The organism is Streptomyces sp. NBC_00299 (assembly GCF_036173045.1).
In the GTDB taxonomy this organism is placed as follows: Bacteria; Actinomycetota; Actinomycetes; order Streptomycetales; family Streptomycetaceae; genus Streptomyces; species Streptomyces machairae.
Window position 1 is genome coordinate 2,461,519 of the sequence record NZ_CP108039.1, and the last position, 26,796, is coordinate 2,488,314.

Annotated in this window: 19 protein-coding genes; 3 read left to right on the plus strand and 16 right to left on the minus strand. The window is 70.4% G+C overall.

Annotation, left to right across the window (positions count from 1 at the left end; all coding sequences use genetic code 11):
• Nucleotides 1-73: 73 nt before the first annotated feature.
• Complete coding sequence (locus tag OHT51_RS10660; RefSeq protein ID WP_328878677.1) at nt 74-2,194, minus strand: DNA gyrase/topoisomerase IV subunit B; 2,121 nt, start codon at nt 2,192-2,194, stop codon at nt 74-76.
• Between the two features lie 445 nt (nt 2,195-2,639).
• On the opposite strand from OHT51_RS10660, the gene OHT51_RS10665 reads away from it, so the two are divergent.
• Nucleotides 2,640-2,870: a DUF7455 domain-containing protein gene (locus OHT51_RS10665; protein ID WP_053848812.1), complete on the plus strand. Its 231-nt coding sequence runs from the start codon at nt 2,640-2,642 to the stop codon at nt 2,868-2,870.
• A 99-nt stretch (nt 2,871-2,969) separates the two neighbouring features.
• Here the strand turns inward: OHT51_RS10665 and OHT51_RS10670 are convergent, their stop codons facing one another.
• From OHT51_RS10670 to OHT51_RS10710, 9 genes are all read right to left on the minus strand, one after another.
• Nucleotides 2,970-3,836, minus strand: a complete 867-nt coding sequence (locus tag OHT51_RS10670) for a S1 family serine peptidase (RefSeq protein ID WP_328878678.1) — start codon at nt 3,834-3,836, stop codon at nt 2,970-2,972.
• A gap of 265 nt (nt 3,837-4,101) precedes the next feature.
• A complete protein-coding gene (locus OHT51_RS10675) occupies nt 4,102-4,743 on the minus strand; it encodes a hypothetical protein (RefSeq protein WP_328878679.1) in 642 nt (213 codons plus the stop codon).
• 345 nt (nt 4,744-5,088) lie between these two features.
• On the minus strand, nt 5,089-6,624 hold the full coding sequence (locus OHT51_RS10680; protein ID WP_328878680.1) for an RNA polymerase sigma factor: 1,536 nt from the start codon (nt 6,622-6,624) through the stop codon (nt 5,089-5,091).
• 426 nt (nt 6,625-7,050) lie between these two features.
• Nucleotides 7,051-7,938 carry a FadR/GntR family transcriptional regulator gene (locus OHT51_RS10685; RefSeq protein WP_328878681.1) on the minus strand — a complete coding sequence of 296 codons (888 nt, stop codon included), beginning with the start codon at nt 7,936-7,938 and terminating at the stop codon, nt 7,051-7,053.
• A 163-nt stretch (nt 7,939-8,101) separates the two neighbouring features.
• Nucleotides 8,102-10,078 carry an ABC transporter ATP-binding protein gene (locus OHT51_RS10690; RefSeq protein WP_328878682.1) on the minus strand — a complete coding sequence of 659 codons (1,977 nt, stop codon included), beginning with the start codon at nt 10,076-10,078 and terminating at the stop codon, nt 8,102-8,104.
• Nucleotides 10,079-10,496: 418 nt separating this feature from the next.
• The gene (locus OHT51_RS10695; protein ID WP_099931797.1) at nt 10,497-11,255 is read right to left on the minus strand and encodes an NUDIX hydrolase; all 759 of its coding nucleotides are present in this window, start codon (nt 11,253-11,255) and stop codon (nt 10,497-10,499) included.
• 130 nt (nt 11,256-11,385) lie between these two features.
• Nucleotides 11,386-13,275, minus strand: a complete 1,890-nt coding sequence (locus OHT51_RS10700; RefSeq protein ID WP_328878683.1) for a glycogen debranching N-terminal domain-containing protein — start codon at nt 13,273-13,275, stop codon at nt 11,386-11,388.
• A 1,106-nt stretch (nt 13,276-14,381) separates the two neighbouring features.
• Nucleotides 14,382-15,968 carry a DUF4192 domain-containing protein gene (locus OHT51_RS10705; protein ID WP_328878684.1) on the minus strand — a complete coding sequence of 529 codons (1,587 nt, stop codon included), beginning with the start codon at nt 15,966-15,968 and terminating at the stop codon, nt 14,382-14,384.
• A 575-nt stretch (nt 15,969-16,543) separates the two neighbouring features.
• Complete coding sequence (locus OHT51_RS10710) at nt 16,544-18,703, minus strand: RecQ family ATP-dependent DNA helicase (RefSeq protein ID WP_328878685.1); 2,160 nt, start codon at nt 18,701-18,703, stop codon at nt 16,544-16,546.
• 336 nt (nt 18,704-19,039) lie between these two features.
• Here OHT51_RS10710 and OHT51_RS10715 point away from each other — a divergent pair, with 336 nt between their 5' ends.
• Nucleotides 19,040-19,675, plus strand: coding sequence for a hypothetical protein (locus OHT51_RS10715; RefSeq protein WP_328878686.1), 636 nt, complete (start codon nt 19,040-19,042; stop codon nt 19,673-19,675).
• A gap of 456 nt (nt 19,676-20,131) precedes the next feature.
• On the opposite strand, the gene OHT51_RS10720 is transcribed toward OHT51_RS10715, so the two are convergent.
• The 3 genes from OHT51_RS10720 to OHT51_RS10730 form a co-directional block, all read right to left on the minus strand.
• A complete protein-coding gene (locus tag OHT51_RS10720; RefSeq protein WP_328878687.1) occupies nt 20,132-20,773 on the minus strand; it encodes a hypothetical protein in 642 nt (213 codons plus the stop codon).
• Nucleotides 20,774-20,841: 68 nt separating this feature from the next.
• On the minus strand, nt 20,842-21,543 hold the full coding sequence (locus tag OHT51_RS10725; RefSeq protein WP_328878688.1) for a ribonuclease HII: 702 nt from the start codon (nt 21,541-21,543) through the stop codon (nt 20,842-20,844).
• A gap of 82 nt (nt 21,544-21,625) precedes the next feature.
• The gene (locus OHT51_RS10730; RefSeq protein ID WP_328878689.1) at nt 21,626-22,249 is read right to left on the minus strand and encodes a TetR/AcrR family transcriptional regulator; all 624 of its coding nucleotides are present in this window, start codon (nt 22,247-22,249) and stop codon (nt 21,626-21,628) included.
• A gap of 186 nt (nt 22,250-22,435) precedes the next feature.
• Here OHT51_RS10730 and OHT51_RS10735 point away from each other — a divergent pair, with 186 nt between their 5' ends.
• Nucleotides 22,436-23,983: an MFS transporter gene (locus OHT51_RS10735; protein ID WP_328878690.1), complete on the plus strand. Its 1,548-nt coding sequence runs from the start codon at nt 22,436-22,438 to the stop codon at nt 23,981-23,983.
• Nucleotides 23,984-24,362: 379 nt separating this feature from the next.
• On the opposite strand, the gene OHT51_RS10740 is transcribed toward OHT51_RS10735, so the two are convergent.
• The 3 genes from OHT51_RS10740 to OHT51_RS10750 all read right to left on the minus strand — a co-directional run bounded on the left by OHT51_RS10740 (nt 24,363) and on the right by OHT51_RS10750 (nt 26,675).
• Nucleotides 24,363-25,268: an ADP-ribosylglycohydrolase family protein gene (locus tag OHT51_RS10740; RefSeq protein WP_328878691.1), complete on the minus strand. Its 906-nt coding sequence runs from the start codon at nt 25,266-25,268 to the stop codon at nt 24,363-24,365.
• 12 nt (nt 25,269-25,280) lie between these two features.
• Nucleotides 25,281-25,940 carry a histidine phosphatase family protein gene (locus OHT51_RS10745; protein ID WP_328878692.1) on the minus strand — a complete coding sequence of 220 codons (660 nt, stop codon included), beginning with the start codon at nt 25,938-25,940 and terminating at the stop codon, nt 25,281-25,283.
• 129 nt (nt 25,941-26,069) lie between these two features.
• Nucleotides 26,070-26,675, minus strand: coding sequence for a YdbC family protein (locus tag OHT51_RS10750; protein WP_328884298.1), 606 nt, complete (start codon nt 26,673-26,675; stop codon nt 26,070-26,072).
• Between the last annotated feature and the right edge of the window lie 121 nt (nt 26,676-26,796).

The following is a 26,796-nucleotide window of genomic DNA, read 5'->3' on the forward strand; positions in this document are numbered from 1 at the left end:
GTGGGACCCCAATCCGGCCGAAGACGAAGCCGAAGCCGGCCCCTGCCCAAGCCGGCGCAGCGCTGTGCAGCGACTACGCGTCGATGCGCGACCGGTCCAACGTGGCCGCCGAGCTGGAGATGAACTCCTTGCGCGGCGCCACGTCGTTCCCCATCAGCAGATCGAAGACCCGCTCGGCGGCCTCCAGATCGGTGAGGCTGATCCGGCGCAGGGTCCGGTGACGCGGGTCCATCGTCGTCTCGGCCAGCTGGTCGGCGTCCATCTCACCGAGACCCTTGTACCGCTGGATGGAGTCCTTGTAGCGGATGCCCTTGCTCTGGAACTCCATGAGCTTGTCGCGCAGTTCACGGTCCGAGTACGTGTACACGTACTTGTCCTGCCCCTTCTTGGGCTGGACGATCTCGATCCGGTGCAGCGGCGGCACGGCCGCGAAGACCCGGCCCGCCTCGATCATCGGCCGCATGTAGCGCTGGAACAGCGTCAGCAGGAGCGTCCGGATGTGGGAGCCGTCGACGTCGGCGTCGGTCATCATGATGATCTTGCCATAGCGGGCGGCGTCGATGTCGAAGGTCCGACCCGACCCCGCTCCTATGACCTGGATGATCGCGCCGCACTCGGCGTTCTTGAGCATGTCGGTGACGGACGACTTCTGGACGTTGAGGATCTTGCCGCGGATCGGCAGCAGCGCCTGGAACTCGGAGTTCCGGGCGAGCTTGGCGGTGCCGAGCGCGGAGTCTCCCTCGACGATGAACAGCTCGCTGCGGTCGACGTCGTCGCTGCGGCAGTCGGCGAGCTTGGCCGGCAGCGAGGACGACTCCAGGGCCGTCTTACGGCGCTGCGCGTCCTTGTGCTGGCGGGCCGCGATGCGCGTACGGGCGGCCGCGACGGCCTTCTCCATGACGACCCGGGCCTGGGCCGCGGCGTCCCGCTTCGTGGACGTCAGGAACGCCTTGAGCTCCTTGGCGATCACGGTGTTCACGATGCGCCGGGCCGCCGAGGTGCCGAGGACCTCCTTGGTCTGGCCCTCGAACTGCGGCTCGGCGAGGCGGACCGTGACGACCGCGGTGAGGCCCTCCAGGGCGTCGTCCTTGACGATGTCGTCCTCGGCGACGCGCAGCATCTTCTTGGTGCGCAGCACCTCGTTCATGGTGCTCGTCACGGCCGTCTCGAAGCCAGCGACGTGGGTGCCGCCCTTGGGGGTGGCGATGATGTTCACGAACGACTTCAGGGTCGTGTCGTAGCCGGTGCCCCACCGCATCGCGACGTCGACGTCGAGCTCACGGGTGACCTGGGTGGGCGTCATCTGGCCGTGCTCGTCCAGGACCGGGACGGTCTCCTTGAAGGTGCCCTGACCCGAGAAGCGGAGGACGTCGCACACCGGCTTGTCGCTGGCCAGGTACTCGCAGAACTCGCTGATGCCGCCGTCGAAGCGGAAGGACTCCTCGCCCTTGCTGCCGCCGTCGCCGAGGCCGAGCTCGTCGCGGACGACGATGGTCAGGCCGGGCACCAGGAACGCGGTCTGGCGGGCGCGCTGGTGCAGCGTGTCCAGGGACAGCTTGGCGTCCTTGAGGAAGATCTGTCGGTCGGCCCAGTACCGCACGCGCGTGCCGTTGCGGGTCTTGGGGATCTTCTTGGTCTTGCGCAGGCCGCCGGTCTCGAACTTGGCGTTCGGGCCGTCCGCGGCGAAGGCTCCGGGGACACCGCGGCGGAAACTGATGGCGTGCGTGTGGCCGCTGCGGTCCACCTCGACGTCCAGTCGCGCGGACAGGGCGTTCACCACGGAGGCGCCCACGCCGTGCAGACCGCCGGAGGCGGCGTAGGAGCCGCCTCCGAACTTGCCGCCGGCGTGCAGCTTGGTCATCACGACCTCGACGCCGGACAGGCCGGTCTTGGGCTCGACGTCGACCGGGATGCCCCGGCCGTTGTCCCGGACCTCCACGGACCCGTCGTCGTGGAGGATCACGTCGATGTGGTCGCAGTAGCCACCGAGAGCCTCGTCGACGGAGTTGTCGATGATCTCCCAGAGGCAGTGCATGAGGCCACGGCTGTCGGTCGACCCGATGTACATGCCCGGGCGCTTGCGCACGGCCTCGAGGCCCTCGAGGACGAGCAGGTGCCGCGCGGTGTAGTTGGAACCGTCCAGGTCTGCTCCTGCCAGCAGCGCTGTGGACGGCACGGACGTCTCGGCGGTCACGCGGTTCGCTCCTCGCTGAATTTCAGATGAGGCCCTTGTGGGTAAGGGCGCGGCTTCGGTCGCCGTCAAGAGGGTACCGAGGCCTGGTAGAGCCGTTGTAACGCCACCCTCGTGCGAAACCCAGACTAGACCAGAGTCGCATGCGTGTTCGATCCCTCGTTGGAGTGAAGCACATATCACGTTCCCTTCGAGGCATGAACCATTTAGGCTCCGGGCACGTCCTCATGAACAACCGGCAACCCAGCCGGAGGGACCCGACCTTGACCGACAGCGCGAAACCGTAAGCAAGACAAAGACGCACTACGGCACATTCGCCGCCAAACCGGCAGCAGCCAGCCGCCCCGGAAAGAATTTCTCTCTGAGAGAAGCCGCGAGCGGGAACGTTTTGGGGCTGGTTGGATGTTGACCCTGGTACGACAGCTCGTCGAGCTAGAGAAGAGGCGACGTGACTACTGTTCTGACCCCCGCGAGCCCGCTGACGGCCGCTGACCGCTGCGACCGTTGCGGCGCCCAGGCGTACGTGCGTGTCGTCCTGCTGAGCGGCGGAGAACTGCTCTTCTGCGCCCACCACGGCCGCAAGTTCGAGCCGGAACTCAAGAAGATCGCCGCTGAGATACAGGACGAGACGGAGCGGCTGACGGCCGTTCCCGCATCGGCGTCCGAAGAAGAGCGCTGAACCTCGCATTAACGACGAGCCAGCTCCGGCACAGGCCGGTTGACGGGCGGCCGCCCCTGAGGACAGGGGCGGCCGCCCGTGCTCATGCCTCGCGAGCCCTCAGGCCCTGTCAGCCCTCGGCATGGCGCTCGCGTCCACGGCCCGCCACCCCAGGCTCCGCACGACCTCGGACACTCGCGTGTAGACGCCGGGACTACCCGCGCGGCCGCAGCCGGTGCCCCAGGACACGAGCCCGATCAGCTTCCCCTGGGCGACCAGGGGCCCTCCGCTGTCCCCCTGACAGGCATCCCGGCCGCCTTCCCGTTCCCCGGCGCAGACCATGCTGGCGGCCTGGTATCTGCCGTCACCACCGCCCGGGTACGCCTGCTTGCACAGGGTGTCGGGCAGCACGTGCACGCGTGCCGCCCGCAGGCTGCGCGGGTAGTCGCCCGCCCCCGTGACGTCTCCCCACCCGTAGACCAGGGCCGGCGTCCCGGGCACGTAGGCGGGATCGCCGACGCGGGCCATCCTGATGACCGAGCTCGCGGGAAGGGGCTGGGCGAGGGAGAGCACGGCGAAGTCGCCCGCGTTGCTGACATCGTCGTAGGCCGGGTTCACCCAGCTGTCGCGGACGCGGATCTCCTGGCCCCGGCCGGACATGAGGTCCGTACGGCCTGTGATGACGGTGAAGTCGCGTACCTGGCGGGGCGGTGCGCCCATGACCTCCTCGCTGAGGCAGTGGGCCGCGGTGAGCACGGTGGTCCGGCCGACCGCCACACCGACGCAGAACTGGCCCGCCCGCGTACCCCCGAACCGGTCACGGCTGGACAGCGCGACGGTCCACGGACTGTCGGACACATCGACCGGGAAGCCGCCGACGACGACACTGTCGGCAACCGCGGGGGCGGCGGACGCCAACGGTATGGCAGCCGCCACGGCCGCCAGGACCAGCGGCCGGGCGAGGGCCCGGATAATGGGACGTCGCATGCACGCTCCTCACTCTGGAGTGGTCGTGGGACACCCAGAGTGATTCAGCCCGCCCGACCCCGCACCCGCGCGCCGGCCCGAAGAGCGGCCCCCCGGCAGCACGAAGGCCCGGTCCCCCACTCGGGGGCGGGCCTTGTGTGTCGTACGGATGCGACGGATGCGACGGATGCGACGTAATCGCGCAAGTGAGCGGCTCTCGCCGAGCAGACCAAGGTGCTCAGCGAACGCCACTGGCCGCGGCCCTGTCTCCAGGGCTGACGCCGGCTCAGCCGCAGTCGGCTTTGTCCGGCACCGGCTCCGGTGCCTTGCCGGGCCAGAGGGTGGTCACCACAGGCCAGATCAAGCTGTACACAAGGACTTTGGTGAGCGGGTTGAGCCAGACCAGCAGCGGGGCCCCCTTGTCCAGGCCCCCGACCAGCACCACCAGACCGAAGATCATGCCGACGCTGATCGCGTAGGCCAGCAGGAACCTGAACCAGGACTTCCACGCGTCCACCACGGCCGCACGACCGTAGAACGTGGGACGCGGCGGAGGGGCGTCCCCGCCGAAGCGCCGGGCGAACCTCGCGTCGGCCCAGCGCACGGTGCGGTGGCCGTACACCACGGTGATGCCAAGGTAGGCCGCGGACAGGCCCTGCCAGACGGTCGGCTCCACACCGTTCCGGATGCTTAGGACGGTGGCGCCCAGGAGCACGAGGTCGATCAGCGGGACGCAGAGCAGCAGTGCACCGCCCAGAAGCTGCCGGCCGGCGGCGTAGCGCGCCGCCAGGCCGCCGACGAGGAAGACCCAGAACAGCACGTCACAAGCGAGAATCAGATACAGAATGACAAGCCCTTGTGCGAAAGTTCGATCGTCATTGTCCCGGGCGGTTCCCGTCCGATATCCGGTTTCGGCCATCCCGTTCACGGGGCAGGTCCTGCTTCCGGGGCGAGCAGCGTCGCCAGGACCATGGCCACGGTCGCGCCCCGGGCATCACACGGCAGACTGCGGAAGACGACGCGGTCGCGGCTGGCCTGGGTGTCCAGGGGGTCACGACGGTCGCGGGACCATCGCCCTTGCATGCCTCTGTCAGCTCGGGGGTGGTCATGATCCAGCTACGGGACCAGTTTGTGATCGAGCTGCGGCGGCTTCAGGTTCAGGAGCTGTCGGTGTCGATCTCACCCTCGTCGGCCGCTGGCAGCGTCGCACCGGCACACAAAAGCGCCCCCGACCCGCAAAGCAGCAGGTCAGGGGCGCCGAGGTGGATCTGGCTCAGTCGAGGTAGTCGCGCAGCACCTGGGACCGCGACGGGTGGCGCAGCTTCGACATGGTCTTGGACTCGATCTGCCGGATCCGCTCGCGCGTCACGCCGTAGACCTTGCCGATCTCGTCGAGGGTCTTCGGCTGACCGTCGGTGAGACCGAAGCGCATGGAGACGACGCCCGCCTCGCGCTCGGAGAGGGTGTCGAGGACGGAGTGCAGTTGCTCCTGGAGGAGCGTGAAGCTGACCGCGTCGGCCGGGACGACGGCCTCGGAGTCCTCGATGAGGTCACCGAACTCGCTGTCGCCGTCCTCGCCCAGGGGGGTGTGCAGGGAGATGGGCTCGCGGCCGTACTTCTGGACCTCGATGACCTTCTCGGGGGTCATGTCGAGTTCCTTGGCCAGCTCCTCCGGGGTGGGCTCGCGGCCCAGGTCCTGGAGCATTTGGCGCTGGACGCGCGCGAGCTTGTTGATGACCTCGACCATGTGCACCGGGATACGGATGGTGCGGGCCTGGTCGGCCATGGCGCGGGTGATCGCCTGACGGATCCACCAGGTGGCGTACGTGGAGAACTTGTAGCCCTTGGTGTAGTCGAACTTCTCGACCGCGCGGATCAGACCGAGGTTGCCCTCCTGGATGAGGTCCAGGAAGAGCATGCCGCGGCCGGTGTAGCGCTTGGCCAGGGAGACCACCAGACGGAGGTTGGCCTCCAGGAGGTGGTTCTTGGCGCGGCGGCCGTCCTCGGCGATGATCTCCAGCTCGCGCTTGAGCTTCGGGGCGAGCTTGTCGGCGTTGGCCAGCTTGTCCTCGGCGAACAGACCGGCCTCGATGCGCTTGGCGAGCTCGACCTCCTGCTCGGCGTTGAGCAGCGGGACCTTACCGATCTGCTTGAGGTAGTCCTTGACCGGGTCGGCGGTGGCACCGGCGGCCGCGACCTGCTGCGCGGGCGCGTCGTCCTCGTCCTCGTCGGACAGCACGAAGCCGGCGCTCTCGGTGCCCTCGGGCTCGTCGCCGCCCTTGGGGGCGTCCTCGAGGACCTCTTCCTCGACGAGCTCGGCGTCGTCCTTCTTGCCTGCGGTGGTCTTCTTCGCCGCCGTCTTCTTGGCGACGGTCTTCTTCGCGGCCGCCTTCTTGGCGGTCGTCTTCTTGGCAGCGGCCTTCTTGGCGGGGGCGTCGTCCTCGACGGCGGGCTCGTCGGCGGACGCCTCGGGCGTGGCGGTGGCGGTGGCCTTCTTGGCAGTCGCCGTCTTCGCCGCGACCGTCTTCGTTGCGGTGCGCTTGACCGGACTCTTCGCTGCGACGCTCTTACGGGTGCGCTTGGGCTCCGCGGCACTGACCATCAGCGTCACACCCTCTTCCTCGAGGATCTGGTTGAGGCTGCGCAGTACGTTCTTCCACTGAGTGGCCGGAATCTGGTCAGCTTCGAAGGCCCGACGCACATCGTCGCCGGCGATCTGCCCCTCAGCCTTTCCCCGCTCGATAAGAGCCATGACAGAGACAGACTCGGCGATCTCCGGCGGGAGCGTACGGGATGTGCTGGCCGACACGAACAACCTCTCGGAACGTTGGAAAACGGCTTCCGGCCCCGTCCACGGCGGACAGGAGCCGACCACCGGCTTGGGGATTGGGCCGACGGTGCGGGCGGGGGCCGGGAAGATTCACAGCGCCTGGAGCGGCGTCCGTATTCCCTCCTCGGCAGTCACCTCTTAGGTCATCGCGCTGTTTCCCCAAGCGTTACGCCCAATCTGCGTGGCCCGAGTCACATCCCGTAACCGATCAAAGACAGACAGACGCAGACATAACAGGTCGCCCACGGCCCGAACCATGCACTGTACGGCGATTCCAGGGCCTCGTCGCACCGTCGGACCCGCAGGATCCGTACTGGATCCTGCGGGTCCGACGGTGGAGGGAGCGCAGACCGGGAGATGCCACAGGAGGGGGAGGCATCCCGGCCGCGCCACCCGGTGGCGCGGTCAGTGCTCGCGGGGCGCGGGCACCACGCGCTCGACCTCGGGGTGGACGGTGAGCAGCTGGCGCATGGCCGCCTCGGCGGCCCCGCCGTCACCGGCGGCAAGGGCGTCGGCGATCCTGCCGTGCTGCGCCAGCGACGCCTCGTTCGGCCGGTCGCAGCCCGTCACGGGGCCGCCGGAGACCTGGAGGGCGGCCGAGACGATCCCCGAAAGGTGCTCCAGCATGCGGTTGCCCGCGACCTGGATGAGCAACGAGTGGAACTCGGCGTCGGCGCGGGAGAACGTGAGCACGTCGCCCTGCCCCATCGCGTGGCCCATGATCTCGACCATGTCGCCGAGCCGCTGCTGAACGTCATCGCGCCCGTGCCCGGCGGCGAGGCGGGCGGCCAGCGGCTCGATCGTCCAGCGCAGCTCGCTGAGCTCCCGGCGCTGGTCGTCGCGCTGCGGTCCGAAGGCCCGCCATTCGATGATGTCCGGGTCGAGGAGGTTCCAGTCACTGACCGGACGCACGCGCGTGCCGACGTTCGGACGGGCGCTGACCAGGCCCTTGGCCTCCAGGACACGGAGCGACTCTCGGACGACGGTGCGGGAGACCTCGAACCGCTGGCCGATCTCCTCGGGCACGAGCGGACGGTCGGCGCCCAGGTCGCCGGAGACGATCATCTGGCCGAGCTGTTGAACGAGTTGGCCGTGCAGCCCGCGTCCGCGGCTGCCGGCGGCGCGCCGGCCCACGCGGCCCAGCTCCGGGTCCCCGCCGTCCCAGACGGGGGCGCCGACGCGGTCGGCGACGGGGGCCTCGGCGTAGGGGTAGCGGTCGAGTTCGCCCGGGCCGGCGAGGCCGGAGTCTGCGGAGCGGGCGGCGGTCATCATGGTGTGCGCAAGGGTACTCACGCATCCTTTGTCGGCGCCGTCCTCAACTCCCTTGAGGTCTTTGGTGAAAAGCACACGAAAGGGTGATCGCTCACCCCGTCGCAATTGACGCCTTATCGGAAAGAAATGGGCTTCCCCCGGGGAGTTGTGCGCACGACAGGAACGGAGGCGGCACGGATGGTCGTCATCGGACCCTGCCCCGCAGGGTCGTGAGCAGGTAGGCGCAGAGCAGGGCGGTGAGCGACAACGTCAGGGCGCTGCCGACGGGTTGGGCGACGACACGCGCGACGGCTTCCAGATAGCGCTCTCCCCCGAACGGCCACTGCGACAGGAGCAGCTCCCGCACCCGCAGCGGAAACCCGGCCGCCGTCCGTACAGACGGCCCTTCGAGGACCTTCTGTACGAGGGGTACGACGACGATGGGCACGGCGACCACCGCCGCGAGCCCGGCCGTGGTGGACCGGAAGAGGCCCGCCGCGAGGACTCCGGCCCATGCGCAGCCGACCATGAGCCCGATCCAACTCACGCTCAGCGAAAGCCAGTCCGCGGGAACCTCAGCGAGCTCCGGTCCGTATACGAGATAGAGCACTTCGGTGTCGCAGCCCACGGTGAGGACGGCCAGCACCAGCGCGGTGACGGTGGCGACGAGGAGTTTCGCGGCCAGCAGCCCCAGCCGGCGGGGCACGGTGCCGCGATCCGCCGCCAGGGCGGGGTGGCGGAACTCGTCGCCGAACGCGATCGCGCCGAGGAGCCCGGCCCCGAGCGCCGCGGGGGGCAGCGGGAGCTGCTGCGGCCACCCGGCCATCAGCCGCGCCTGCGGCGTGTGCCCGACGCGGGCCAGCAGTACTGCGGTGAGGGCCGACACCACGAGCACGGCGGCGCCGGTGACGAAGCTGGTACCGACACCGAGGGCACGCCGGAGTTCGTAGCGGAGGGGGCGGAGGGGGCTGGGGGCGGGGCGGACGGAGATGGGAGGCGGGAGATCGGGGAGGGCGACGGCAGCGGAGGCCGACGGACGCGACGATGCGGCTGCCTGCGCGGAGGACCCGGCGGTGGCTGCGTCGGCCGGTCGCGGCACGCCTGCCCGTGCCTGCGGAACCTCCGCGGATGCGCTCGAGGCTGTTGCGGACGCCTCCTGCGAGGCGACTGTGGCCGACCCTGCGTCCGGTACCTGGGGCGCCGTGGTCCTGCGCCCACGGCCACCGGCAGCGGCCAATTCGACGTCCGACGTGTGCGGCACCTCGCCGGTTCGCGGTTCGGTCGGCCGGGGGCCCACCCCGGCACCGGGGCCCATGTCCCCGATCTCGTCGGCGAGTTGGTGGACGAGGATGCCGTGACGGAACGCGGTCTCGCCGACATCGGCGCACGTACTGCCGTACACGGACAGACGGTTGCCGCTCTCGCGTACGACCTCGACGGAACGGTGTGCGGTGCGCGCCTCCTTGGTGAGCAGGGAGGCGAAGCGGGAGGCGTGGGGGGTGCGGACGGCGACGCGGGGGCGCAGCCGGGTACGGGCGAAGTCGTCGGCATGCTGATCGGCGACGAGTCGGCCCCGCTGCAGCGTGACGACCCGGTCGGCGGTGCGCGCGGCCTCCTTCGGGTCGGCTGTGGTCAGCAGGACCGTGCCGCCCTGGGCCGCGTGCGCCCGCAGCATGCCGTGCAGCCAGCGGCTCTCGCGGCCCGAGAGCCCCTCGGCGGGGCCGTCGAGGACGAGGGTGTGCGGGTCGGCCAGCAGCGCGCAGGCCAGGCCGAGGCGACGGTCCATGCCGCGCGAGAGGGTGCCGAGGCGTTCCTCGCGCAGGCTGACGAGTCCGACCACCTCCAGGACTTCGTCGGCGCGCCGGGCCGGAACGCCCGCGGCGGCGCACAGCATGCGCAGATACCCACGGACCGTGCGCGCCGGGTGCCCGGGGAGGTCGCCCAGCAGCACGCCGACTTCGCGCGAAGGATGGGCGATGCGGTGCAGGGGGCGGCCCCTGAAGTAGGTGATTCCACGGCCCCGTTGGAGTGCGAGCATGAGTCTGAGCACCGTCGTCTTGCCCGCTCCCGACGCCCCGAGCAGCGCGGTGACGCGGCCCGCGTGGGCCTCGAAGGAGACGTCGTCGACGGCAGGAGGAAGCTCCTTGCGCGGGTCGCTGGTCAGTCCGATGGCCTGGATCACTCGCAGCAAGATAGCGCGCTATGTCCGTTTTTTCGGGTAGGGCAAGGCCCGCTGTGCAGGCGGGATTCGGCCTGGAGGGATTTCGAGGTCCTCGTTTCCGAGCGGTGTTCGGGGCCCGTGCCCCTCGTTCTCGACCGCTGCTCGGGACCTCTGGCCTATGTTTCTGAGCCGCGTTCGGGGCCTGGGACGCATGTTCCCGAGCCGCGTTCGGGACCTGTGACGCATGTTCCGGAGTCGCGTTCGGGACCCGTCGCCCCTGTCCCCGAGCCGCGTTCGGTTCACGTGCCCCTTGTTCCTGAGCTCGGTTCGGATGCCGTGGCCCTTGCCCCTGAGCCCCGTTCGGATCCCATGACGTCGTTGCCGAGCCCACCTCGGCGTCGGGGGTGCGTCCCGGTCCACGCCGCGCTTCCGGCCCGCATCAGACCTCGGGCCGCAGCATCGGAGGGTTGAGCAGCGTGGCTCCGCCGGCGCGGAAAAGCTGAGCGGGACGGCCGCCCTGGCGCGTGGTGGTACCGCCGGTGGGGACGAGGAAGCCCGGCGTGCCCGTCACCTTGCGGTGGAAGTTGCGCGGGTCGAGCGCCACGCCCCACACGGCCTCGTAGACCCGGCGCAGCTCACCGACGGTGAACTCCGTGGGGCAGAACGCCGTGGCCAGCGACGAGTACTCGATCTTGGAGCGGGCGCGCTCCACTCCGTCGGAAAGGATCTGTGCGTGGTCGAAGGCGAGCGGTGCGACCGGTTCGCCGTCGCGGCCGTAACCACCCTGCTGCAGGAGTTCGTCGACCGGCGCCCAGCGGGCGTTGCTGGCGTCGCCGCCTGCGCGGGGCGCCGGCAGGTCGGGGGCCAGCGCCAGGTGGGCAACGCTGACCACCCTCATCCGCGGATCCCTCTTGGGGTCACCGTAGGTCGCGAGCTGCTCCAGGTGGGCGCCGTTGTCCTGCGCCGGGACAGCCGGGTCGTGGGCCCTCAGCCCGGTCTCCTCGGCCAACTCGCGCGCGGCTGCCTGCGCCAGGTCCTCGTCGGCCCGTACGAACCCACCCGGCAGTGCCCAGCGCCCCTGGAACGGCGGTTCGCCCCTGCGCACCGCCAGCGCGCACAGGGCATGGCGGCGCACGGTCAGCACGACCAGGTCCACGGTGACGGCAAAAGGCGGAAACGCTGACGGGTCGTAGGGCATGCGGCGATCATAGTCGTCTGCTTGACGATAAACACTCCCTTCGTCGGCCTCTTCGATGACTGATCCAATTCGGGCCCGGTGTGGGCCTCACCGCCCCTCCCCAGGTCGTGCCGTCGGGCGTCGTGCGAGGTCAGGCCCTCAATTGCAGCCCGTCGGCGGCCTCCTCAACCATGGCGAGACCCAGGCGGCTGACACGTACGGAGAACGGTGCCCCGGCGACCCGAAGGCCGGTCAGGACGATCTCGCCCAGCGGCGCACTGCGCACGGGGCGCAGTGTGACCGTCCCCGCCGGAGCATCCGGGCGGATGCCCGCGAGCGTGGTCAGCAGCACCACTGCGGCTGCCGCCGCCGTGGCCGCGGGGTGGCAGGCCGCCGGATGCGGGAGGGGCGCACTCCCGTCGGTGCGCCGCTCCCCCGCGTACATGTCGGGCAGCCTGTGGCCGAACACGGCAGCGGCGGCCAGGACGCCTCTCAGCAGCGCGCTCGCCTCCTTCTCGTAGTCGGCCGTGGCGAGGCCCGCGACGGCGAGCGCCGTCTCGTGGACCCGCACCGCGCCACTGCGGTGACCGAACGGGTTGTGTCCCGCCTCCTTCACGCCCAGCCCGCGCAGGCCCCAGCCCGAGTCCATGGCCGGACCGCCGAGCAGCCGGGCGAGCTGCTCGGTCTGCACCCTGTCGAGCAGGCCGGGCGCCTGTTCACCTCCGCCCAGCAGGCCGGTGTCGAGCAGATGGACGGCGGCGGCGCCCAGATGCGGCACGAGGCGTCCGTCCGGGGCCCGGGCTGCCGCGGGCCGGCCGCCGCCCAGGTCGTCGATCCAGAAGTCCGCTCGGAACACCCGCCGCAGCGCCCCGGCCCAGTGCCGCAGCTCGGCACCCCCCGGTCTGCCGAAGGCGTCGAGCAGATCGGCACCGAGCAGTGCCGCGCGATGGGCGTGGGCCTGGGTCTCGCAGCGGACGGGACCGCCGGGCTGCGGGTCGGGCAGATATGTGCCGTCGCCCACGCTGGTCCGCAGCCAGGTCAGACACCGCTCTGCCGCCGGGAGGAGTTCCTCGGTCTCGGGCTCGGGCAGCCCCCAGCGTCGGGCCTCCGCTAGCAGGGCAGGGAAGAGCAGCGTGGCCTCCGTGCCTGTGCAGCCCGGTGGCAGATGGGTGCCGGCGTCCCTCATCGGCGCGGGGATCATGCCGGACTGCTGTCCCTGGCCCCGGAGTTGGGTACGAGCGAGTGTGCGCAGCGTGCCTGCGGCGAGCCGGGTGCCCAGAGGCAGCGTCATCCGGGCGGCGGCGAGGGCCTCGGCCGGGGCCAGGCCACAGCGCCACGGCGCCCCCGCGGCCAGGTGGATGTCGGAGGGGTGGGCCGGGTCGCGCAGCAGGAGGGCCTGGAGGTCCTCGAGGCTCGTCCGCAGCAGCGCCTCCACCCCGGGGTCGTCGCCTGCAGCACGCGCCGGCGCCAGCGGGCTGGTCGCTGCTCTGCCCACGGCACGCACGGGTCCGGCACCGTCCGTCCGCACCCGGAGCTCGATAGTCGCGCTGCCACCCGGGGGCAGTACGAACTCCCAGCGCAGCAGCCCGGCCGAGGCCAGCGCGTCGGCGGGCGGGGGGTCGGCCGTCACTGCCGAGCTCCCCTTGGCGGACGACCAGCGCAGGCCGCAGTCGTGGACGGTAGCGGGGAGTTCCGGTCCCGCGGTGCCGCTCGCGATCGCACCGAGGTCGGCCAGGTCCGTGCCCAGGGCGACCTCGACCGGCAGACGCAGAGGGCGGGCCGCCGCGCTGTGCAGCGTGATCCGCTCGGTGCCGTCCGCGTGACGGGTTCGCTCGACGACGACGTCAGGGTCGGGGCCTGCCTGCGGGGAACTGCGCAGTGTGCCCACGAACCGGGCGCGGTCGGCCCCGGTCATCCGGGCCTGCACGGCGAGCGGCTCACGCCCGGCCACACGGATCTGACAGCGCGAGAGCATGCGACGACCCACGCGGTAGAAACCGTCGAGACCACGGCCCGTCAACTGCCCCTGGTCCGTCGACATGGCGAGGCCAGGCAGGGCTACGCAGATGAGGGCGTTGTGGGTGGGAGGCAGGTCTGACCGACGTGGGGGTGATGTGGTTGGTGTCGTTGGCGGCTGAGGTGACGAGGGGATGCCTGGAGGCCCGGACGCGCGCCGTGCGTGGTCGGGAGTTGGCGGCGTTGCAGGGCTCTGGTGTGTGGGCGTCGTGGACGACGGGGTCTGGGTCGTCGGCCTGTTGGAGAGCTCGGAGCGTCGCGGGGTGTTGCCGTAGTCCGCGCGGCGGAGGGCATCGGCGTAGTCCTGGCGGCGAGCGGCGTCGGCGTAGTCCGCCCGGCGAGGGGCATCGGGGTACTCGGCGGTCCGAGGTGCACTGCCGCGCTCCGCGGTCCGAGAGCCGTCGCCGCCATGGGCGCTTCGAGTTGCACCGCCTAGCTCGGCGTTCCGAGAGGCATCGCGTCGAGGGGTATCGCTCGGGCCCCCGGGCGTGCGCCGCCCCGTATCGGCCTCGGCCGGAGGCAGCCCCGCATCCAGCCGTTGGGACGGCACCAGTCCGCCAGGTGTCGGGCAATCGTCCACGGCACGGGAGGCCGGAGTCGACGGTGGCATCGGCGTCGGCGGGGGCACCGGGATCGGCGCCTGCACCGGAGTCGACTGTGGCATGGGGCGGCTTCCTCTGCGCTCTGTGCGCCGCGGGCGTGTGCGGCGCCGGCTGGGGGACCCGGAGTGACAGGGGCGGTGCGGCGGCACGGCCGGTTCAGGCGTTCCGCCACTCAGGTGAACGGGGGCAGATCCCTCCAGGTCACGCCCGTGACCGAGTAACTCCACCGGAGTGTCTCCGCGTTGGCCGGGTTGCTTGGCTCGGCCGGCGCAGCTGGGGCCCTCCAAGGCGTTCCGGCCCGGGCAGCTGAGCCCTACCACGGCGCCCCCGCCCACGCAGCTGAGCCCCTCCACGGCGCCTCCGCCCACGCAGCTGAGCCCCTCCACGGCGCCTCCGCCCACGCAGCTGAGCCCCTTTACGGTGTCCCCGCCCGCGCGGCTCAGGCTCCGCATGACACCCCCGCCCAAGCAGCGCCGCAAGTAGTTGCCAACGCTTCCACGATCTCGGTCGGCGCTACGCCCTCGAGTCCTCACGCGTCCCCCTCCCCGCCGGCTCCTCCGGGGCGCAGGCCGTCCGGACGGGGCCCACTCCGGCGAGGGGCGCTCTTCCTCGACGTACGTGGAGCCGAACCCTTCGAGCTCCCCGGGGCCGTGCCGCCCGGCTGCACGGCACCGGGTCGGCTTCCCGCCGACGCACGAGGACGCGCGACACGCGACCCCCTCTCGCCCCGCTCCCCCGGGTTCCGCCCGGTGCCCCTGGCTGATCGAGGCTGGCTGCAGGCAGCACCCGCCATCTGCCGGGATCGGCGACCGGCACCGTCCCCAGACTTCGGCGAGCACACCACCCCGTCACCCCGCACCGGCTCTTCGACGTGCTCCGGCTGGTCGAGCTGCCCTGTGTGCTCCTGCTCACGGCTCACGCGTTCTGCGCGCAGGCAGCGGCGGATCGACTCGGGGTCCAGCCCCTCATTGCAGGCCTGATGCAGCAGACGGGCGAAGAGGTAGTCGCAGTCGACGCCGAGTGCCATGGCGAGGGCCTCTCGGGCCTCCAGCTGATCGCCGGTGGACCAGGCGACCCAGCCGGCGAGGGTGAGGGGCGCCGCTGCGTGCTCGCTGTACGGTCCGACACAGCGGCGGGCCAGTGCCCGCCAGAGTCGGAGCGCCGGAGCAGCCTCGTCGCCCTCCATCCACTCGGCCGCGCGGTCGCGGGTCGCACGGTCCTGCAGACCCAGAATGAGCCTCGCGGCTTCGTCGTGACCGAGCAGCCCGTCATCACGGAGATCCGAGGTGAGCGTTCCGGACACAGGTGGAGCCTCGGCGAACCGGCACCTGAGCCGCTCCGCCAGCTCCAGCGTCTCCTCCGCCACGCCAGCGCGTTTCGAATCGTCCAGGATCCTGGTGACCAACTCCACGCCGACCCTGTCCAGGGCGGCCTCCTGCTCCGGGACGCCCGCGGTCTCCCAAGGCAGCAACCTGGCCCGCAACTCGCGCAGCGTGCCACGCACCTGCACTCCGGCGTACGTGGCCGCGGCGGCCAGCACGGACGTACCGGGCAGGCCCATCGGACGGCCCTCGGGCGGGCAACACTCGGCGCGGTCGCAGCAGTACGACCAGAAGCGGCCGTCCGAGATGCACAGGGCCTCGATCACCGGCACATCCAGATTGCCGCAGGCGACACGCATCTTCTGGGCCAGTGGTCGCAGCCGTTCCATGACCTGGCGGCCCGTCTCGCCCTTGGCCGGTTCCTGGCAGAGGAAGGCCACCATCTGCTCCGGCCGGACTCCCCTGCGCTCGCTGCCCGTCACGAGGCCGTGGGCCAACTGCCGGGCGGCGGAGTCCCAGTCGTCCGCACTCGCGGGAATGCCGAGCCGCGCTCGGCCGCCGAACCGTCCCCGGCCTGCCCTGTCGTGCAGGGCGACGAGGACGATGCTGTCCTCGGGGCGGTAGCCAAGGAGATACGGCAGCGCATCGGCGAGTTCGGCCGGGGTGCGAAGAGTGACCTGATGCTCGGGCAGTCCCTCTTCGTTGGGGTCGGTTGTCCCAGGGGCGAGGGGCTGTTCGCCGCGCCCGGCGTCGTCGCTCTCGGAAAAGCCAGTCGCTTCGCTGTGATTCGTCATGCGACAGACGATCTCCCGGATCACAATGTTCCGCTTGACCCTGTGGATAAGTCCGACCAGGGACACGACAATCCGCTCGGAGATGCGCAATGCCGTGCGCTGGTGCGCGGCGTCATTCAAGTTCCGTGTGCTGGTGCGCGACGTCATTCAAGTTCCGTGTGCTGGTGCGCGACGCCATTCAAGGCCGTGCGCTGGTGCGCGCCGGAATTCACTGGCGCGCGGCGTCATCCATGGGACGCGCGGCGCCGTTCACTCCGGAGCGCAGCACGCGTCCCTGCCCTACCTTCCGAACTCACGGCGAACGGAATCAAGCTGGCACAGGTTCTGCGCAGCCCGCACTGGCCGATGTACTCCAACCTCACCTGGATGTGGGACCGAATCGCCACCCCCACGCACGCGCCCGGCTCCTGACCGAACCCGGACCACCACGGCGGCCCGCGCTCGCCGTCAGGCGACCTCACCGGCTTCCCTCAGGCAAACGTCACCGGCAGCGCACGCCGGCAAAGCCCTTGCCACGGCCGAATCGCTCGGCGCCGCCCATCACCGCCTGTCTCCACCACAACCCCCAGGGCAGCTCATCCCGCCGCAGCGAGGACCAGAGGAAGAACCGCTTCGCTGCCGGACCGGCGCAGGAGGCGGGCGGCGACTGCGAGGGTCCAGCCCGAGTCCGTGTAGTCGTCCACGAGCAGGACAGGCCCCGGGGAGCCTGCCAGGGCAGCGGCCAGTTCCTCGGAGACGGCGAACGTGTCGGCGAGTGTCCGCAGGCGTTGCGCGGAGTTGCTGCGCCGTGCCGCATGGGCGCCACCCGGCCCCGTGTACGTCAGGTTTCCCAGATACGGGAGGCGGCCGATGGTCGCGATGCCCTGGGCGAGGGAACCGACCAGTTGCGGCCGGGCCAGGGACGGTACGGCAACGACTCCCACCGGCCGGGCAGAGGCGTCCGGCACGTTCGGCGCCCAGCCACCGGGTGAGCGCGCCCAGTCGGCGAGGACCGCGACCGCGGCCTGCAGGACGTCGTCGGGGACCGGACCGTCGGGCGCGTTCTCGGCCAGCAGGGGCCGCAGGCGGTTGCCCCAGCCGATGTCGGAGAGCCGGCCCAGCGCCCGCCCGGGGGAGCACTGCTCCTTGGCGGGGATACGGCCCTTGAGGTCGATGCCCAGCGCGGGCATCCCCGTCGGCCACATCCGGCGCGGCTCGACCTCCGTCCCCGGGCGATCCAGCTCCTTCGCCGCACCCGTCAGAGCCTCGGCCGAGACCGACGAAGCAATCCAGGTGCCCGCGCAGTTGTCGCAGCGGCCGCACGGGGTGGCCCCCTCGTCGTCCAGCTGCCGGCGCAGGAACTCCATCCGGCACCGCGTCGTGCTCACGTACTCGCGCATGGCCTGCTGCTCTGCCGTTCGCTGCCGTGCCACCCACGCGTACCGCTCAGCGTCGTACACCCATCGCTCACCGGTGGAGATCCAGCCGCCCTTGACCCGCTTGACCGCCCCGTCCACGTCGAGGACCTTGAGCATGGTCTCCAGCCGGGTACGCCGAAGATCCACCGCCGCTTCCAGGGCCGGCACCGACAGCGGGCGTCCCGCCTCCGCAAGCGCCGAGAGCGTCTGGCGGACCTGCGCCTCGGGCGGGAAGGCCGTATCGGCGAAGTAGCGCCAGATGGCCTCGTCCTCCTTGCCGGGCAACAGCAGCACGTCCGCGTGTTCGACGCCGCGGCCGGCGCGGCCGACCTGCTGGTAGTAGGCGATCGGCGAGGACGGCGAGCCGAGGTGAACCACAAAGCCCAGGTCCGGCTTGTCGAACCCCATGCCCAGCGCCGACGTGGCGACCAGCGCCTTGACCCGGTTCGCCAGCAGGTCGGACTCGGCCTGCAGCCGGTCCGCGTTCTCCGTGCGCCCAGTGTAAGAGGCCACCTGGAAGCCGCGCTGCCGCAGGAACGCGGTGGCCTCCTCGGCCGCGGCCACCGTGAGCACGTAAATGATCCCGGAACCCTGCAGCTCGTCCAGGTGCTCGGCCAGCCAGGCCAGACGGTGTGCGGCGTCCGGCAGCTGCACCACACCCAGCCGCAGGCTCTCCCGTTCCAGCGAGCCGCGCAGCACCAGGGCCTCACCCACGCCGGTACCCAGTTGCTCGGCGACGTCCGCGGTCACTCGGGCATTGGCGGTCGCCGTGGTCGCCAGCACCGGAACCCCGGGGGCGAGCGCGGCGAGCATCGCCCGGAGTCGGCGGTAGTCGGGCCGGAAGTCGTGGCCCCAGTCGGAGATGCAGTGCGCCTCGTCGACCACCAGAAGGCCGGTCGTGGCAGCGAGCTTGGGCAGCAACTGCTCGCGGAAGTCCACGGAATTGAGGCGCTCCGGGCTCACGAGGAGTACGTCGGTCTCACCGCGCTCGACCTCCTCGTAGATGGTGTCCCATTCCTCGGGATTGGCGGAGTTGATCGTCCGGGCCTGGATACCGGCCCGCGCCGCCGACTCGACCTGGTTACGCATCAACGCGAGCAGGGGCGAGACGATCACGGTCGGGCCGGCACCACGCCGGCGCAGCAGAGCGGTGGCGACGAAGTACACCGCCGACTTGCCCCAGCCCGTGCGCTGCACCACCAGGGCACGTCGGCGCTCCTCCACCAGGGCCGCCACCGCCTGCCACTGGTCCTCCCGCAGCCGGGCCGAACCGCCCGGGGCGCCGACAAGCTCGGCGAGGATGGCATCGGCTTCGGTACGGAGCTCCAGATCGTCCATGCCTCCATGCAACCCGATGCCACTGACAATCAGCCACCTCACCCGGAGCGACAGGCGCTCACGGACCGTCGACGGAGCGCGGCGAGCGTCAAAGACCTGGTTGTGCAGGTCGCCCCATGCGTCGCACAGTGACGCGCTGGGTAGGGATATAACCCTCGCACCACCAGATATCGGTCGGTGGCCCCAATTGCTCGTTGCCGCATTCAGGTTCGGCAGGAAGAATTGAAGTCCGCTCCCCGCACGGCTCGTCCGTGATCCGGTAGGGCTCTGCTGCGGCGTGCGCTCCCCCGATTCCGACCCCGCCCGCAGTGTGGGCGCGTAGCCGAAGGGAGGACCGTGACCTTCGGATTCGCTCCGTCCTCTGCAGGATCCGTGTCGACGTCAGCCGACCCGTCCGCCGCATCCACCAACCCGCTGGCCCGCATGCTCGAACCAGCGGAGTGGGCCGCCGCGGGCATCCCGCTGCTGCGTAATCCCCGCGAGGTCGTCAGTGGTCTGCACTCCCGGCACCGCCCAGGGCCGACGACCGCGATCGTGGCCGTCCTCGACGCCGACGATCGCCTGCGGGCGAGCGCCTCGTTCGCGCGTCGCCCGTCCCCGGCGGACGGCTGGATGTTCCGCAACGCGCTGCTCACCCAGCTCCGCCGCGTCATCCCGCACGACCTGCGGCGCCGCACCCCCGTGCGCACCGCCGTCCTGCTCTACTGCCGCGAGGGCGACGCTCGTTGGACGGAGGAGGACGGCGCATGGATGTGGGGCCTGCGGGACGCCTGCACCCTGCACGGCCTGCGCTGCGGCGCGTACATCACGCTGACCCGTGACGGCTGGCAGGTCCTCGGCGAGGGCCGTGGCGGCCGCCGCCCCAGCACGGACTCGGCGCCGGAACCCTTCGCCACGTCCGAGTCACCGCTCCCGCTGCCACGCACCGGCGGTGCGGCCTCGGAGGTCCTCCGGCGCGCAGCGGCTCGCTGAGGACACCGACAGGAGTCCTTCGGCGACGGCACTGCCGAGCCGCAGGCTCCCCGCGACAGGCCCCATCCTGCACGACCCCCGAGGCACACGACGACCCGGCGCGAACCGCCAAGCCGCTGCGAGCGCCACCGAGCAGCGACCAAGTAGCCGTCGAGCAGCCGTCGAACGAAAGCCCGCTCAGCTCACGTCGTGAACCAGTCAGGGCTTCCCGGCACTGGCACCCCCGCAGCAACATGCGCCCGGGGCTCGGCCGACCCTCGCGGCGAGACGCTCCACGCCGGACTCATCCGTACGGCGTGGACTCACATCCCGGTCCCGACCCGACGGGCCTGCACCCAGCGCGCCCCTTCGACTCGTCCGCGCACGCCGGAATGCCCGCCGTGCAGACGCCGCCAGATCGACGCCCCATCCCCCCGGTGTCCTGCGGAGTGTCCCTCCAGGACGAGCCGGAACGACTCAGACGCCCGCGCCCAGCACCGAGTTGATCCGCTGCGGGTCACCGCAAACGATCAGCAGGGCGCCGGCCCGGCCGAGGGCCAGAGGCAGGGCGTTGGCGGCCGCGGTTTCGGGACCGCCGTTGACGGCCACCACGACCACGGGACGCGACGCGGCACGACCCGCGACGGAGGCATCGGCGTAGAAGACGTCGTCACCGGCGTCGTGCTGCGCCCAGTAGGACGCTTCACCGAAGGACAGCTCGTGGGCGGCCCACGGGTGCTGTTCGCCGGTGGTGATTACCAGCACGTCGCTGGGGGCGCGGCCCGACTCCAGGAGCAGGTCGACGGCTTCCTCGGCAGCGTCGAGCGCGCCCTCGAGCGAGGCCGGGATCAGCTGGATCTGCGGGGTCGCCGCAGCCGGAGCGGAGGCGGCGGGAGCAGCCGGACCCGACGGTCCGGGCTTGGCCACGGCCACGTCACGCGGCGAACGTTGCACCGGCGGCGCGGGCCGCACAGGCCCGGGTCGGCCGGGACGCGACGGAGCCGCGGGGCGGGGGCCGGGTACGGGACGAGGGGTCGGCGCGGTGCGGCCGTTGGCCGGCGTGGCGCGGGGACCCTGGGCACTCTCGTGAATCTGAGGCTCCTCGGGAATGAGAGGCATGAGCTGATTTTTATCAAACGCAGGTGCGGCTCGCATGGCCGGGTGGCACACAAGTGCGAGCGGAATCGTCAGAAGTCGAAGCCGAGCTGCCCCTCGATCTCCGGAACGCTTCCTTCCACCCAACTGCGGACCTTCTTGAGGTGCCGCCACTGGGGCAGCGCATCAAGATACGCCCACGACAACCGGTGGTACGGGGTAGGTCCCCGCTCCGCCAGTGCGGCCTTGTGCACGGGCGACGGGTACCCGGCGTTGTCCGCAAAACCGAAGTCTGCATGGTCGATACCCAGTTCGGCCATCATTTTGTCGCGCTGCACCTTGGCGATCACCGATGCCGCTGCGACCGCCACGCACGACTGGTCACCCTTGATGACCGTCCGGACCCTCCAGGGGTTCCCGAGATAGTCGTGCTTCCCGTCGAGGATCACCGCGTCGGGCCGGACCGGCAGGGCCTCCAGGGCACGCACCGCGGCGAGCCGCAACGCGGCAGTCATCCCCAGGGCGTCAATCTCCTCCGGAGAGGCGTGCCCGAGGGCGTACGAGGTCACCCACGTCCGCAGCAGGTCGGCGAGCTCGGTGCGCCGCTTGACGGTGAGCAGCTTGGAGTCGGTGAGGCCTTCGGGTGGTCGGCGCAGTCCGGTGATCGCGGCGCAGACGCTGACAGGGCCGGCCCACGCACCGCGCCCCACCTCGTCGACACCGGCAATGATCTTCGCTCCGGTCGTGGCTCGGAGGGAGCGCTCGACGGTGTGAGTAGGCGGTTCGTACGGCATGGCGCCCTAAGCGTACGCCGCCCGGAACCGGCTTCGACACCCTGGTTCACCGAAGCGCCCTCCGGGCCGGACCAGCCACGGTTCAGCGAGCGGTCGGGCGGAGCAGCGGAATCATCAACTGATCGACCATCTCCTCGAGGTCTCGATCATTCCATTCGCTCATGCACATCTTTGATCGGTACATCATCATGGCCGGAATGGCGTCGAAGACGTAGCCGTTCGCCGCATCAGCCCGCACCTCCCCCCGCTCAATGCCACGGTTGACGACCTCCCGGAGCATCGCGATCGTCGGCTCCACGACCCCCTCGAAGATCACACCATGAAAGCGCTCGGCCTGAAGGCTGTCGCATTCGTGAATCACTGACCGCAGCGCGAAACCGGGCCGGGAGAACATCGCATCCCGCGCCTGCCGGCACAGCTCGAGCAGATCTTCGCGCACACCCCCCAGGTCGGGAGCCGACGCGAAGTTCGGCAGCCCGGCCCGCAGCGCATCGGCGACGAGATCCTCCTTGGAGGGCCAGCGTCGATAGACGGCGGCCTTCCCCGTCTGGGCACCCGCGGCGACACCCTCCATCGTGAGGCCGTTCCATCCGACCGTACTGAGCTGCTCCAGCGCGGCATCGAGGATCGCGCGTTCGAGCGCGGCGCCGCGGCGACGGGGAGAGGCCGCCTGAGCGGGGGCGGCCGTCCAGCGCGAGGTAACCATCTGAGCGTCTCCAACGAACAAGCGGGGAAGGGACTTCGGGGATACAGGAGCTCTGCGCGGCAACTGCGGGGGACAGACCGCACGACAACAACATAAGTGAACGCTTGCGTTCACTACTGGGGACTCACTACGGTTGACGCGACAGTGAACGCGAGCGTTCACTAAGGCACTTGTGGGGGACCCATAGTGACAACCTCTCAGTTGATCAAGGATCAGAAACCAGGTGCGGCCCGCCGGGAGGGGCATCCCGGCATCGCGCTCACCGTCATCGCGGCCTGCCAACTCATGGTGGTACTCGACGCGACGATTGTGAACATCGCTCTGCCGCACATTCAAAATGCCCTCAACTTCAGCACCACCGACCTCACGTGGGTCGTCAGCGCCTACACGCTCACCTTCGGTGGCCTGCTGCTTCTCGGCGGTCGCGCGGGTGACATTCTGGGCCGTCGCCGGGTCTTCATGGCCGGCATCCTGCTGTTCACCCTCGCTTCCCTGCTCGGCGGATTCGCGCAGGAGCCCTGGCAGTTGCTGGCCGCCCGCGTGCTCCAGGGCGTGGGGGGCGCGATCGCGTCGCCGACCTCGCTGGCGCTCATCACCACGACGTTCCCCGAAGGCCCGGAGCGCAACCGGGCGTTCGGCGTCTTCGCCGCCGTCTCCGCAGGCGGTGGCGCCATCGGACTGCTCGCCGGCGGCATGCTCACCGAATGGCTCGACTGGCGGTGGGTGCTCTTCGTCAACGTGCCGATAGGCGTCCTGATAGCGGTGCTCACGCCGCTGTACATCAGCGAGTCCGAGCGGCACACCGGACGCTTCGACATCGCGGGGGCAATGACCTCGACCGCGGGCATGGCCTCCCTGGTGTACGGCTTCATCCGCGCGGCGGACGAAGGCTGGCGCGACAGCCTGACCATCGGGTCCTTCGTCGCCGCGGTGGTCCTGCTGGTGGCTTTCGCGTTCATCGAGTCGCGGGCCAAGGAGCCCATCACCCCGCTCAGGATGTTCGCCGACCGCAACCGCTCGGGCACTTACGTGATCATGCTCAGCCTGGCCGCGGCGATGTTCGGCATGTTCTTCTACATCGTGCTGTTCGTGCAGAACGTGCTGCAGTACAGCCCGATCGAGGCCGGACTCGCCTTCCTGCCGGTGACGGTCGTGATCGCCATCGGCGCAGGCCTCTCGCAGCGTTTCCTGCCGGTGCTCGGCCCCAAGCCGTTCATGCTCGTGGGCTCGGCGCTCACGGCGACCGGGCTGGCCTGGCAGACCCTCCTCAGCGCCGACAGCTCGTACGTCGGCGGAGTCCTCGGCCCGATGCTGCTGTTCGGCTTCGGCATGGGCCTGAACTTCGTGACACTGACGGTCACCGCGGTCTCCGGTGTCGCCCAGCATGAGGCCGGGGCCGCGTCGGGGCTCCTCAACGCCACCCAGCAGGTGGGCGGTTCGCTCGGTCTGTCCATCCTGACGACGGTCTTCGGATCGGCCAGCAAGGACGAGGCGGAAAAGCAGCTGCCGAAGTTCCTGGCGGAGGGATCGGCCGAGCAGAAGGCGGAGTTCGCCAAGACACAGCAGTTGCCCGGACCGTGGGGACACGAAGTGCTGGCCCAGGGCATCTCGACGGGCTTCGTGGCCGCCGCCGCGATGGCCGTGCTCGCCCTGGCCACCGCCTGGTTCGTCATCCGGGTCCGCAAGAGCGACCTGGACGCCCTCGCAGGGACGGCGGGTCCGATGGCCGGCTGAACCGGCTGGCACAGCGGGGCACTCGAAGGGCCACGGATGGCCGGACAACGTCCGGGGGACCAACGGCAAGGAGGACGAGCCGGCCATCCGCACCACCCTGACGACGCCCCGCGTCCGGCCGGCGCCGCTGGGGCGGGAGATAAGAAGCCCGCCCCACGCGGCAGCCGCCGAGACGAACAGCATGCCCAACACCGACATGAACCCCATCGCTCCACCCCCTGCACCCCTCGCGTGACACCTGCGTGTCCGACCCCAGCGGTCGCACATCAACTGCCATGACAACGGGCCGGCGATTACACAGAGTTCCCATCAAGCACAGAAAGTCAAGGAAAGTCCGCGGGCGTACCCGCAAGGTTCCGACCCGGACGGCTGAACGGGGCTACGCCGCCGTCGGCGCCCACTCCGGGAGTGCCTCGGTCCGCTCCGCCCACTCGGCAGGCACCGCCCCCGCCTTCCCCGAACCGATCACGCCGCCCACGATCGCGCACGTGGTGTCCACGTCGCCGCCGACCTGCGCGGTCGCCCAGAAGGCCCGCTCATAGTCGCCGAGGGCACGCGCGGCCGACCAGAGGGCGAAGGGCACGGTGTCGTGGGCCGTCGTACGTCGTCCGCAGCCCAGTACAGCCGCGACGGTGGCCGCGTCGGCGTAGTCGAGCATGTCCCGCGCACGCCGTAGGCCTGCTCCGACCGCGCTCTTCGGGATGAGAGCGATGACGTCATCGAGGAGCGATTCGGGGCTGGGCGGACCGCCGGGAGCGGCGGCCAGTGCGGCAGCCGCGGCGACTGCCATGGCACCGACGACGGCCTCGCGGTGCTGATGCGTGGGGTAGGCCGAGATCTCGGCCTGGTGTGTCGCCTGCTCCGGGTCGTCCGCGTACCAGGCACCCAGCGGTGCGATCCGCATCGCGGCGCCGTTGCCCCAGGAACCCTGCCCGTTGAAGAGCGCGGCCGACAGCTCGCGCCAGTCACCGCCCTCCCGGACCAGGCGCAGCAGCCGGTTGACCGCGGGGCCGTAGCCCCGGTCGAAGTCATGGTGCTCGGCGAAGGAGCGGGCCAGAGCGTCCTGGTCGATGCGGTGGTGGGCGGCCAGGACTGCGACCACGGAGCAGGCCATCTCCGTGTCGTCGGTCCACTGCCAGGGGCCGGACGGCAGCTCACGGCGCTTCAGCAGCGGGTAGTTCACCGGAACGAAGAACTGCGAGCCCAGCGCGTCTCCCACCGCGAGTCCGCGCAGGCTGGCGAGGGCGCGGTCCAGGCGCCCTTCGGGGGAGGAATCAGCGGTCATCGCTCTGCCACTCTATCCGGTGATCCCGTACGGTTCCGGATCTCGCCAGCGTTCGAAAGGCCGGTCAAGCGTGTACTTGCCGTCGTCCCCGAGAACGAGCATCCGCATCTCCGCGTTCCCCGGGTTCGACAGCGACTCGAATTCCGCGACCGTCCAGTGGAACCAGCGCATGCAGAACAAGCGCATCGCCAGCCCGTGGGTCACCAGCAGCACGTTCGGTGGATGGTCGGGCGCCTCGAAACTGCGGAACAGGCTCTCCAGGAATCCGCCGACCCGGTCGTACACGTCGGCGCCGGACTCCCCCTGGGCGAAGCGGTAGAAGAAGTGGCCGTAGGCGTCCCGGTAGGACTTCTGGAGGCGTACGTCGTCGCAGTCCTGCCAGTTTCCCCAGTCCTGCTCACGCAGCCGGGGCTCCTCGCGCACGCGTATCACCTCGGGATCCAGGTGGAAGGCGCGCAGCGTTTCGTGGGTGCGGCGGTAGGGCGAGACGTAGACGCTGACCCGCTCGCGGCCGAACACCTCCCGCAGCCGTTTGCCCGTCTCCTCGGCCTGGCGCCAGCCGCGCTCGGTAAGGGCCAGAGCATGGTCGGGCTCACGCTCGTACACGGTGTCATCAACATTGCCCGTTGACTCGCCGTGCCGGACAAGGACGATGCGCCGTGGTCGTGCCATGCCAAAACCCTAGATCGGTTGAGGGCCGATCGTGGACTCGGGCGGGCCTCATAAGGCGTAGGTCACACATTTCCTGCACCAGCGGCCGCGCCAGGAGGCACCAGGAGGCACCAATAGTGGGTCCGGAATTCAAACCGTCCAGGTCGATTCGAGCTGGACGATGTCGCCCGTGAGGGCCGCGACGTCGGCCTCCGTCTGGGCACGCAGCGCAAGTCGCTCCACACGTTCCGTGCGGTACTTGCCGTGCTCCGCGGCCGACCGCCACATCGACAGCACCAGGAACTCATGGCCCGGCGCCTCACCGAAAAGCCCACGGATCATGCCCGGGGAGCCGGCCATCGCCGGGTTCCAGACCTTCTCCTGCATGAGCATGAAGTGCTCGGCTCGGTCTTCGTGGACACGACAGTGCGCCACTCGGACAAGGTCCGCGTCAGTGAAGCGCGGCTCGAAGCCGGTCTTTACGTCGAAGCGGTAATCGAAGAGTTTGACCTGCATGTCCTTGTAGGTGCCCGACTGGGCCGCGGCCAGCCTGTCGTGGGAACGCGCCATGAAGGAGTCGTAGAAGGAACGGCTCTCCCAGAACGAGAAGACGTGCGCGACCCCCTGCCGCCCCCGGCTCCAACCACCACCCTGCCCCCGAAATCCCGGCTCCCCCGGAAGCCCCGCCCACTTTCGCTGCCCCCGCTCGAAACCGCGGCGGTCCACCACGGTGCAGCGAATCCACTTGACCAGCACCGCGCCATGGTAAGGCCACGGGGCGTGGCGCCGGTCACGCTCGACAGGAGAGCTCTTGAGCGTACGTTGCCGCGTGCGTGGCAGGATGGACAACCGGCCTTGCCTGCTGGGCAGTTCAGGC